General features: G+C 57.2%; 9 protein-coding genes, 1 tRNA gene and 2 rRNA genes. 4 read left to right on the forward strand and 8 right to left on the reverse strand.

Annotated features, from left to right (window positions below):
- Positions 1-38 precede the first annotated feature (38 nt).
- Both EYD00_RS10750 and EYD00_RS10755 read right to left on the reverse strand, forming a co-directional pair.
- Positions 39-446 carry a PPC domain-containing DNA-binding protein gene (locus EYD00_RS10750; protein ID WP_004443574.1) on the reverse strand — a complete coding sequence of 136 codons (408 nt, stop codon included), beginning with the start codon at positions 444-446 and terminating at the stop codon, positions 39-41.
- Complete coding sequence (locus tag EYD00_RS10755) at positions 433-999, reverse strand: PPC domain-containing DNA-binding protein (RefSeq protein ID WP_004443577.1); 567 nt, start codon at positions 997-999, stop codon at positions 433-435. The genes EYD00_RS10750 and EYD00_RS10755 overlap by 14 nt, the downstream gene beginning before the upstream one ends.
- A 161-nt stretch (positions 1,000-1,160) precedes the next feature.
- On the opposite strand from EYD00_RS10755, the gene EYD00_RS10760 reads away from it, so the two are divergent.
- Positions 1,161-1,652 (forward strand): Lrp/AsnC family transcriptional regulator, encoded by a 492-nt coding sequence (locus tag EYD00_RS10760; protein ID WP_004443579.1) that lies wholly within the window; start codon positions 1,161-1,163, stop codon positions 1,650-1,652.
- A 235-nt stretch (positions 1,653-1,887) separates the two neighbouring features.
- Here the strand turns inward: EYD00_RS10760 and EYD00_RS10765 are convergent, their stop codons facing one another.
- A complete protein-coding gene (locus EYD00_RS10765) occupies positions 1,888-2,547 on the reverse strand; it encodes a hydrolase (RefSeq protein ID WP_004443583.1) in 660 nt (219 codons plus the stop codon).
- Between the two features lie 151 nt (positions 2,548-2,698).
- Here EYD00_RS10765 and EYD00_RS10770 point away from each other — a divergent pair, with 151 nt between their 5' ends.
- Entirely contained in the window at positions 2,699-3,583 is an 885-nt protein-coding gene (locus EYD00_RS10770; RefSeq protein ID WP_034498655.1) for a LysR family transcriptional regulator, read from the forward strand.
- 24 nt (positions 3,584-3,607) lie between these two features.
- On the opposite strand, the gene EYD00_RS10775 is transcribed toward EYD00_RS10770, so the two are convergent.
- On the reverse strand, positions 3,608-4,564 hold the full coding sequence (locus EYD00_RS10775) for a quinone oxidoreductase family protein (protein WP_004443587.1): 957 nt from the start codon (positions 4,562-4,564) through the stop codon (positions 3,608-3,610).
- Positions 4,565-4,729: 165 nt separating this feature from the next.
- Positions 4,730-5,470 (reverse strand): SDR family NAD(P)-dependent oxidoreductase, encoded by a 741-nt coding sequence (locus EYD00_RS10780; RefSeq protein ID WP_034498653.1) that lies wholly within the window; start codon positions 5,468-5,470, stop codon positions 4,730-4,732.
- 196 nt (positions 5,471-5,666) lie between these two features.
- Here EYD00_RS10780 and EYD00_RS10785 point away from each other — a divergent pair, with 196 nt between their 5' ends.
- Together EYD00_RS10785 and EYD00_RS10790 are read left to right on the forward strand one after the other, a co-directional pair.
- A complete protein-coding gene (locus EYD00_RS10785) occupies positions 5,667-6,536 on the forward strand; it encodes an AraC family transcriptional regulator (protein ID WP_234794421.1) in 870 nt (289 codons plus the stop codon).
- A 228-nt stretch (positions 6,537-6,764) separates the two neighbouring features.
- On the forward strand, positions 6,765-7,109 hold the full coding sequence (locus EYD00_RS10790; RefSeq protein WP_004443592.1) for a EutQ-related cupin domain-containing protein: 345 nt from the start codon (positions 6,765-6,767) through the stop codon (positions 7,107-7,109).
- Between the two features lie 211 nt (positions 7,110-7,320).
- On the opposite strand, the gene EYD00_RS10795 is transcribed toward EYD00_RS10790, so the two are convergent.
- The 3 genes from EYD00_RS10795 to EYD00_RS10805 all read right to left on the reverse strand — a co-directional run bounded on the left by EYD00_RS10795 (position 7,321) and on the right by EYD00_RS10805 (position 10,794).
- Positions 7,321-7,397 (reverse strand) — tRNA-Met (locus EYD00_RS10795).
- Between the two features lie 219 nt (positions 7,398-7,616).
- A 5S ribosomal RNA gene (gene rrf, locus EYD00_RS10800) occupies positions 7,617-7,731 on the reverse strand.
- A 264-nt stretch (positions 7,732-7,995) separates the two neighbouring features.
- Positions 7,996-10,794, reverse strand: a 23S ribosomal RNA gene (locus EYD00_RS10805).
- Positions 10,795-10,881 lie beyond the last annotated feature (87 nt).

Consider the following 10,881-nt stretch of genomic DNA (forward strand, 5'->3'; position numbering starts at 1 on the left):
CGTTTGGCGACACGGCGCCCCTGCTCGTCCCATTTTGTTCACGCCGCTTGCGATTTTTCCGTCGGCAGCCATTCCTCCAGCGTCACCTCGAAAGTCATGCAGACAGGGTTGGCGCCTGCGATGAAGGGGCCGCCGTAAACCGCACCCTCCGTATCGGCCACAACGCCGGTCAGCGCAGCGCGCAACGAGCCATCAGGCTGGGCGCGTACTTCGCCGGCTATCGAAACGATTTCAACGGCGGGGCCGCTTATCTGCAGAAAGTCGCCGCTGCGGGTGCCGAGGCACGCATCCACCAGGCTGCCCAGCGCACCGCGCACGAAGGCATTGCGGAAGCCCTCGGCCAGGCACAGTTTCTCGACGCCGAGCACAAGATCTTCATTGGGGGCTATGCGGGCATAGGCCACGCGCCCCATGGAACCGGATTCGACAATATCATGCATGTTCATCGGCGCGCTCCATGCGATTTTTCGGTTGAAGAAGGGGAATATTCGTTTCTGGATCGAAAGACTGTTGCAACAGGAAACTGTCGAGCGAGGTCACAAGCGCGGAAATGCCACCCTCGCCGACAATGCAGGATTCTGTCAGCAAATGACCGCCTCTGACCAAACCCGCCGCGGTTCGCATGGCGGCGTGGCAATGCACGATCGGCTCGCCCTTCATGCTGCGCCCAAGCGTGGCGTTGCCGAAGATGAGCCACGCCGCACCGGCGTCGATGGGCTTCGTATAAGCGATGACGGCGTTGCCGGATGGATCAGGCGGAGCAACGCAATAGGACAATCCATCGAAGTGCCCTCCGAGTATGGTCAGGGAGGCGCTTTCAATGCCTTCCCCCGCAAGCGGCTGAACGATGCCGTCGTAAAGGCTGCGCCCCGGCTTGATGAACAGCCGGACATGGCGCGCCGAGGGCGAGCGCAGGCTGTTGATGCGCACAGGCGCGGAAATACCGGGATGGATCAACGTCCTGGGTCTTGGAAAATGCTGCTGCGATATCGGTGCCATGCCCGCTCCTCCCTGCTGCCTGTACCATGCAGTACGGTACTAAAAAACCAGCCGAAGGTGCTTTCGAATGGCGCAGCCAAAGCATCGAAACCAAGACACTTCTTTCGCACGCCGACGGATCGGCGGCAGATTTTTTCGCTGCATGTTTGGGAGAGACCGGCATGACGAAGCCGCTCGACAGGATCGACCGCAAAATACTCCGCGCCCTGCTGGAAAACGGCAGGCTGAGCAATACGGAACTATCCGAGAAGGTGGGACTTTCACCCAGCCCCTGCTGGCAGCGAGTCAAGCGGCTGGAAGAGGAAGGTGTCATCCGCGGCTATACGGCAATTCTCGATCAGGCGCAGCTAGGCTTGACCGAGACGGTAATCATCGAGGTCATGCTGGAGCGTCACGATGATGAGGTTCTGGAACGCTTCGGCGAAGCCATGGCGGCTCTTCCAGAGGTGCTGGAAGCTTATCTGACCACCGGCGAATATGATTATCTCATCAAGGTCGCGGTGGCGGGAACCGCAGGTTACGAGCAATTTCTGCGCCGCAAGCTCTACAAGATCGAGGGCGTGCGCCATTCGCGCTCCTGCTTTGCACTCAAATGCCTCAAGCACACCTTGTCGGTCGTGCCCGATACCGAGCCTCAGTCTAGTCCGAACTGAAAACACTTGTAGGTCGGATAAGCGCCCGTTGCACCACCCGTGATGCAACGGGCACTTTTAAGCTCCTGCCCGCGGCCCCGCACCATGGGTAAGCGACCCTTTCGGTAACAGCTTCATGACGAAACTCGCCACGGACGATTTCTCGTGCAATGCGGATGCAGGGCTGGGATGAAGAAGCTTGCGACGATGGGCCTTACGCAGCTCTCCGTCCCGCACCCCAACATCCCGCTCTATGTTAGTGGCCGCCCTTGGTGGACGGCGCCGGCGTGTTGAGCAACTGCTGCTCCCAGAGATAGGCGATGCCGCTGCCGCCGAAGTGCTGGATGAGAATTTCGGTCAGCTCCTCAACATGCTCGGTGCGGGCCCAATCGCGTTGCCATTCACCCGCAAGCGCCATTACCGTCATCACATTTGCGCCCGCCGCGATCATACGCTGGATGGCAACTTCATGAGATTCCTTCGAAATCCCGCCGGATGCGTCGGTAATCACGGTCACGTCCCAGCCTTCGCCGGCGGCCTGGATCACGGGCATTGCAACGCAGACTTCGGTCCACAGTCCGGCAATGATCAGCTGCTTGCGGCCGGTCGCCTTGACAACGTTCACTACATTCTCGTCCTGCCAGGTGTTCACCCAGGTGCGATCGATGACTTGCTGATCAGGAAACACGTCGGTGATCTGCTTGAAGAGAAGTCCGCCGCGTGCCGCAATTACGCTGGTGAGGACAGTCGGAACATCGAAGGCTTTGGCCAGCTTCGCCAGCGCCGTCGTGAGATTGACCACAGCCTGCGGATCGTGGCTGTTCAGGTTTGCGAGCTGATAGGGCTGATGATCAATCAGAACGAGGACGGAATCTTCGGGGCGGAGAAGTGAATCAAGGCCGTTACGAAAGGTCATGGGTTCATCCTGTGTTGGCGGTTTATCGAGGCGCTTGCGCAAGGGACCTGCATCCCTTCGGGCGTTGCCGCGGGAGGAAACTTGTCATTCCTGTTTATGATGCGGTAGTCCTTGTCAGCGTTGAGCTGTGTTGCAGAATGGGGAACGCAGAGTGGATATCGAAGACATCAGGACATTTGTCGAAGTTGCAGATGCGGGAGGTGTCTCTTCGGCCGCAGTGCGGCTCGGCATATCCAAGTCCATGGTCAGCAGGCGGCTGGCGCGGCTTGAGGCTGAACTTGGCGTTCAGCTTCTGGCCAGGTCCACACGCGGCGCTTCCCTGACGGAGGCGGGCGCCACCTTCCGGGACTATGCCGCCAGGATTTCAGCCGACATCGATATGGCGCGGGAGACGATTCTTCCGGCTGGTGAGCTTCGCGGGCGTCTGCGGATTGCAGCGCCGCTCTCTTTCGGCCCAACGCATTTCGCGCTCGTGATTGCGCAAATGGCGCGCCGCTATCCCCAGCTTCAGATCCAGACCTGCTACACTGATCGTTTCGTGGATCTGATCGCCGAAGGATATGATTGCGCGATCCGGGTCGGGAACCTCCCGGATTCAAGCCTCGTCGCCAGACGCGTCGGTCCGCTCTATGGAATTTTTGTTGCCAGCCCGGATTACATCAAGGTCCACGGCTCGCCGCAAACACCCGAAGAACTTGTGGCTCATCAGGCTCTCATGCAAGGCACGGAAACCTGGCAGGTGATGGACGGAGACAGGATGATAACCGTTCGTCCGCAGGGACAGTTCAAGGCCGATAACGGAGTTGCTCTTGCTGTCGCCGCGGCGGCCGGATTGGGAGTCGCCGTGCTGCCTTACGACCTCGTCAAAAATTATCTGGCTGCGGGCGAACTGGTGGAAGTGATGAAAGGTCATCCTCCACCCCCGGCCGGGATATATGTCGTCCGGCCGCCGGGTCAGCATCCCGCAAGAAAAGTCCGGGTGCTGACCGAAATGCTGATCGAGTGCTTCGGCAGTGGGAAGGGCTCAAGCGCCTGACCGCATGAATGGGTGGCAGCAACCTCAAGGTGTCATCACGACGCGGCCAAGCGGCTTGGCTCTCTCCGCATACTCATGTGCCATCGAGGCGTCGCTCAACGGAAACACGCGGTCGATCACGACCTCCATGCGTCCCTCGGCCACGGCCTTGAGAAGCTGGATGACAGTTCCGTATACCGCCGTCCTCTCGAAGAGCGGCCCCATGAAGACACCGTGCAGCGTTTGATTGTTCTGCATCGGCGGCCAGAGATCGGCATGGAGGCTGCCGCCACCTGCATTCCCGACGAACACGAGGCGACCCTCGGGCGCGAGAGCGGATAAGGACGCTTGCAAAGTCGAACCGACAGGATCGATGACGAGGTCAGCCCCCATGCCACCGGTCAGCCGGAGAACCTCCTCAACGACATCCTTTTCCAGCCGATCGATGACATGTGATGCGCCGAGGCCGCGCAGGCGTGCCTGTCTTTCACTACCGCCCGCCGCAGCAATGACGGTCGCGCCCGCGTCACGCGCCAATTGGACGGCAGCCAGACCCACGCCGCCGGCGGCAGCCTGTATCAGAACTGTCTCTGCCTTTTGCAAGCCGCCTTTGGTGATCAGACAATGATGAGCCGTGCCGAACGAAATCGGCAGGGCCGCGGCCTGTGCCATTCCGACGCCTTCCGGCAAAAGCCACGTGCGCGAGGCCGGGACGGACCAGAGTTCTGCATGGGACCCCTGCATATCGAATGCAGCCACCCTTTCGCCGACCGCCCGGTCGCGGACATTTTTACCAACGGAAATCACGGTCCCTGCAGCGGCATAGCCGACAATCCACGGGGATTGCTGTGGTGTCGACCGGCGATTGATCAGATCGCCGCCTTCAATGGAAATCGCCTCGACGGCAATAAGCACATCATCCGGCCCGCAAACCGGATCGGGCACATCAGCATATCTCAAAACTGTAGGAGGACCGGGGTTGTCGTAAACTGCGGCTTTCATGTATTTTTCCTTGGCTGGCAGGGAGCATGATGCGACGCTATTTTTTCGCTTCGCGGTTCGGGAAGGAAGGGATGTGCAGACTGCGCCGATTTTTCCACAGGGATCGGTTACCGATCGGTGCCCCGTCCGATTTTCATCGTGCGAAGCACCGGCTGCAGTGCGCTTTCACGCAAGCGCGCCGCCGTCGACGGTAAGGATCGTCCCTGTGATCTGCCGGGCGGCAGGCGTTGCGAGAAAAGCGACGGCGGCCGCGACATCTTCCGGCTGATTGAAGCGGCCAAGCGCGCTCAGGCTGCGCTGGTAGTCCGCTGATTCTCCCGTCTCGGGATTCGAATCGGTGTTCGTCGATCCCGGCTGAACGAGATTGACCGTGATGTCCCGAGCACCCAATTCTCGCGCAAGTCCGCGATTGAATGCCTGAAGCGCACTCTTGGTCATGTAATAGACCGTACCGGGGACGCCGACGATGCGATCCGCGCCCGCTGAGCCGATATTTATGATCCGGCCACCTTCCTTGAGGTGTGGAATGGCTGCCTTCGACGCCAGAACAGGCCCGCGGACGTTAACCGCCAGCAACGCGTCGAGATCCTCGACTGCGAAATCGGCAATATTATTGTATCGTCCTATCGCGGCATTGTTGACGAGAATGTCGAGGCCGCCCAGAGCCCGAACCGTCTCGTCCACGGCGTGTTGTATTGCGGCCGGATCGGCGCTGTCAGCCTGGATCGCGACGGCCGTGCCCCCCTCGGCCTGAATTGCCCGAACGAGTTGCGCGGCGGTCTCGGCTGACCGCTCATAGGTTATTGCTACATTCGCTCCCTTCCCAGAAAGAGCGCGCGCAATTGCTGCGCCTATGCCACGCGAACCACCCGTTACCAGAGCGTTCTTTCCAGCCAGTTCCTGCATAATCCGGACCCTTTCAATCTCATGTCGCCCCGATGCGCGGTCTCGAGGTATGTTCCACCTGATTACCGGGGATCGTGGCAGCTCAATTCGTTAAGCCTGAAGATAGGCGGGCACGGCGAAAGCTACATGCCCGATCTTCCCAGAGACTTGCCTGATCCTTCCAAATCACTACATGCCTGAGATGATGGCCGGCTCTGTGAAACCAATCACCCAACTGCTGAAGGACGTTGCTCCCTTTGTTGAGCGTCAGGGGGGAACCGTCGCCATCCCGACCCCTGTCCCGCGCCTGACGCTATGGACAAGTACACGCACCACGCCACCCACACCGGCGGTGTTCGAGCCGATGTTCTACGCCGTTCTACGGGGCACGAAGGTTTTGACCATGGGCGCCAATCGTTTCGAACTGCTGGCGGGCGACTGCGCGACATCGTCCTTCGGCCTGCCCTATATCCACCAGCTGACTGACGCGACGCCAGAGCTTCCCTACATCGGCATGAGCCTTCATCTCGATATCGGAATGCTCACGCGTGTCGTGCTCGACATGCCCAAGCATGAGGATCGCTGGACATGTGCGGTCGCATCAGACAATCTGAACGGACCTGTCGGCGATGCATTTGTTCGCCTTGTCGGACTTCTGGCCACGCCCGATGACGTCGGCGCGCTCGCGCCACACTACGAGTTCGAGCTCTATTATCGTTTGCTGCAAAGCTCGATGGGCGACACGCTTCGGCAGGTCGGACGGCGAAACGACCGGTTCCAGCAACTCAAGACGGCGGCCGACTGGCTTGCCACCAATCACAACGAACCGATTGTCATTCCCGAGCTGGCGGCCTCGTCCGGCATGAGCGTCACCTCTTTTCACCGGCACTTCAAGGCTGTCACGGGATTTAGCCCCCTGGCCTTCCAGCGTCATATACGCCTGCTGGAAGCCCGAAAGCTTCTCGCCTCTGGAAGCACCAATGTCTCCCGCGTGGCGTATGACGTGGGCTACGCAAGCCCTTCGCAATTCAGTCGGGAGTATAAGAGCATGTTTGGCACGGCGCCCGTCGCCGACCTGCAGCGCTGAACTCTTCCGGGAACGGCAGGCCAAAGCCTTCCGCAAGCAATAATCGTAAAACGGAACACTGAAGACCTATTCCGGTTATTCCCTCGGCGTGTTGATGATCAACGCTGCCATCCTGAATGAAGATTTTCGGCGTTATCGCCAGACAAGAAGCCTCTCGGCGGAGTGCACAAGCACGTGCTGCGGTTCAAAGCGGCTCCACGCACGGCAAAACCTTTAAGGAGACAATGTATGGTCATTCATAAATTCGCCATTGCTGATGCAGCATTTGAACGCTCGCCAGGACAAGACGGTGACATTTTCACCGCCAACCTCCTCGATCAGCGCCATGGCGGGCCGGTCACTATCGGATTCGGGCGTTATGGACCAAACCAGATTCTCGAAGAAACAATGGCCGTACACGACACGATGGTCATCCTGGAAGGAAGTATTACCGTTTCCGATAGCCACAAGACGGTGATGGCAGGTCCGGGAGAGATCATCGCCATGCAGAAAGGCGACAGGGTTACGATCCGGTCTCACGAAGAAGGAGCGTTGACTGCTTATGTGACCTATCCTCATTGGCAGCAGCCGTAGACGTGATCGGCACAGGTAAGCACGGCTTCGGGCCAGGGTCGCATCCGGGACTTTGTTAAGCCGGGTTGTTTTCGGAGTGTTCGACTGTGTTTGGGTGCATCCACTTGCGCGCGTGCTCGGGGGCGGATTTGTGCTATCGTAGAGCTATGCCCGAAACGCAAGAAAGCCCTCTTTTGGGAGAGGGCTTTCGTGTTTGCTTTCTTCGTAATTTTGGTTGCGGGGGCAGGATTTGAACCTGCGGCCTTCAGGTTATGAGCCTGACGAGCTACCGGGCTGCTCCACCCCGCGTCCAGCGCATTCGGCAAGGCCGAATGTCGCGGTTACGTCGTTGCTTTAGCGACGACGGATCTTTGCCGGAGTAAATTGCGGAGCAATTTATCTCCTGTAAGGGACGCACTTGGCGTTTTCCTTAAGTTTTGTCTTAAACTGCAAAAGGCCGCTTTTGGCGGCCCTTTTTTTTCGGCTGGGCCGAGGGATGTGATGAGAAGATTTTGATGCGTTTTGCAGACCTGGCAGCGACCTACTCTCCCGCGTCTTGAGACGAAGTACCATTGGCGCTGGGGCGTTTCACGGCCGTGTTCGGAATGGGAACGGGTGCAGCCGCCCCGCGATAACCACCAGGTCGGCAAAACGCAACATTGTTCATGTTTTCACATGAACGTTGTTTTCGAGAAGCTGGAGAGCTCAAGGCTCTATTTAATTTACACGTCGTTTCTGTGACTTATCCGTATGTTGCCTTGCTCGAGGTCGAGCGTGGCGCCCATACAGGGCGCTAGTCCGTCGCCAATCGTTTGGCGCGCCGTCTGCAGCGTAGTGGCCGAAGGCCACGTCAGCGTGAAGACAGAACAGATCATCAAGCTTCGCTTGATGAGCATGAACAATGGGAACGAAGAAGTCGATCGAGCTATTAGTAACGGTAAGCTTCACACATTGCTGTGCTTCCACACCCGTCCTATCAACGTGGTCGTCTTCCACGGCTCTGATAGGGAACACTCGTTTTCAGGTTGGTTTCCCGCTTAGATGCCTTCAGCGGTTATCCATTCCGTATATAGCTACTCTGCTATGCCCTTGGCAGGACAACAGATCCACCAGAGATACGTCCATCCCGGTCCTCTCGTACTAGGGACAGATCCTGTCAATATTCCTACACCCACGGCAGATAGGGACCGAACTGTCTCACGACGTTCTGAACCCAACTCACGTACCGCTTTAAATGGCGAACAGCCATACCCTTGGGACCTGCTCCAGCCCCAGGATGCGATGAGTCGACATCGAGGTGCCAAACAACCCCGTCGATATGGACTCTTGGGGGTCATCAGCCTGTTATCCCCGGCGTACCTTTTATCCGTTGAGCGATGGCCCTTCCACACGGGACCACCGGATCACTATGACCGACTTTCGTCTCTGCTCGACTTGTCAGTCTCGCAGTCAGGCTAGCTTATGCCATTGCACTCGACGACCGATTTCCGACCGGTCTGAGCTAACCATCGCGCGCCTCCGTTACTCTTTCGGAGGCGACCGCCCCAGTCAAACTACCCACCATACACTGTCCCGGATCCGGATAACGGACCGCGGTTAGACATCCACGAAGATAAGGGTGGTATTTCAAGGATGGCTCCACAGAAACTGGCGTCCCTGCTTCAAAGCCTACCACCTATCCTACACATGCCTTGGCGAATGCCAGTGTAAAGCTATAGTAAAGGTGCACGGGGTCTTTCCGTCTGACCGCAGGAACCCCGCATCTTCACGGGGAATTCAATTTCACTGAGTCTATGTTGGAGACAGCGGGGAAGTCGTTACGCCATTCGTGCAGGTCGGAACTTACCCGACAAGGAATTTCGCTACCTTAGGACCGTTATAGTTACGGCCGCCGTTTACTGGGGCTTCAGTTCAGAGCTTGCACCCCTCCCTTTAACCTTCCAGCACCGGGCAGGCGTCAGACCCTATACGTCGTATTGCTACTTCGCAGAGCCCTGTGTTTTTGATAAACAGTCGCTACCCCCTGGTCTGTGCCACCCCATCATACTTGCGTACAAAAGGGTCACGCTTCTTCCGAAGTTACGCGTGCAATTTGCCGAGTTCCTTCAACATAGTTCTCTCAAGCGCCTTGGTATACTCTACCTGACCACCTGTGTCGGTTTCGGGTACGGTCTATACGGTGGAGCTATTTCCTGGAACCTCTTCGCCGCCCAACCAATCCAATAAGGTTGAACAACACACGAGATCCGTCACTACCACCAGGCCCACGAATATTAACGTGGTTCCCATCGACTACGCGTGTCCGCCTCGTCTTAGGGGCCGGCTAACCCTGCTCAGATTAACTTTAAGCAGGAACCCTTGGTCTTTCGGCGAGGGAGTCTCTCACTCCCTTTATCGTTACTCATGTCAACATTCGCACTTCCGATATCTCCAGCAGCCCTCACGGGTCCGCCTTCACAGACTTACGGAACGCTCCGCTACCACTTGCATTGCTGCAAATCCTCAGCTTCGGTGCATGGCTTTAGCCCCGTTACATTTTCGGCGCAAAGACCCTTATTTAGACCAGTGAGCTGTTACGCTTTCTTTAAATGATGGCTGCTTCTAAGCCAACATCCTGGTTGTTTTGGGATCCTCACATCCTTTCCCACTTAGCCATGACTTGGGGACCTTAGCTGGAGGTCAGGGTTGTTGCCCTTTTCACGACGGACGTTAGCACCCGCCGTGTGTCTGCCGACTAGTACTCCTCGGTATTCGGAGTTTGGTTAGGATCAGTAAGACGGTGAGTCCCCATAGCCCATCCAGTGCTCTACCCCCGAGGGTATTCGGTCGACGCTCTACCTAAATAGATTTCGCGGAGAACCAGCTATTTCCGAGTTTGATTGGCCTTTCACCCCTAGCCACAAGTCATCCCGAACTATTGCAACAGTTATGGGTTCGGCCCTCCAGTTGGTGTTACCCAACCTTCAGCCTGCTCATGGCTAGATCACTCGGTTTCGGGTCTAATGCAACTAACTCAATCGCCCTATTCAGACTCGCTTTCGCTGCGCCTACACCTACCGGCTTAAGCTTGCTAGTTACACTAAGTCGTTGACCCATTATACAAAAGGTACGCCGTCACCCTTGCGGGCTCCGACTGTTTGTAGGCATCCGGTTTCAGGTTCTATTTCACTCCCCTCGTCGGGGTGCTTTTCACCTTTCCCTCACGGTACTTGTTCGCTATCGGTCATGCACGAGTACTTAGGCTTGGAGAGTGGTCTCCCCATGTTCAGACAGGATTTCACGTGTCCCGCCCTACTCAAGGACAATGACTGTTCTACGCGTAAGGGGCTATCACCCTCTATGGCCGACCTTTCCAGATCGTTCCGCTTTATTCATCATTGCCACTGGCCTGGTCCGCGTTCGCTCGCCACTACTTGCGGAGTCTCGGTTGATGTCCTTTCCTGCAGGTACTTAGATGTTTCAGTTCCCTGCGTTCGCTTCTTACCCCTATGTATTCGAAAGTAAGATACCTTATCACAATGCTTGGAAACCCAGGCCGTTCGTTAAAACAGACTGGATTTTCCAAGCATTTAAGGTGGGTTGCCCCATTCGGAGATCCATGGATCAAAGCTTATTCGCAGCTCCCCACGGCTTTTCGCAGCGTATCACGTCCTTCTTCGCCTGTGCATGCCAAGGCATCCACCAAATGCCCTTAATTCACTTCTTCGTTCTCATTGTCTATGCTCATCCATAGCCGCTCCAAAGGAACGGCAACCTGATTACCTTTTACAATCAAGTCTTTCCTGATGACATC

Origin of the sequence: Agrobacterium sp. 33MFTa1.1 (assembly GCF_004328495.1) — a bacterium.
In the GTDB taxonomy this organism is placed as follows: Bacteria; Pseudomonadota; Alphaproteobacteria; order Rhizobiales; family Rhizobiaceae; genus Agrobacterium; species Agrobacterium pusense.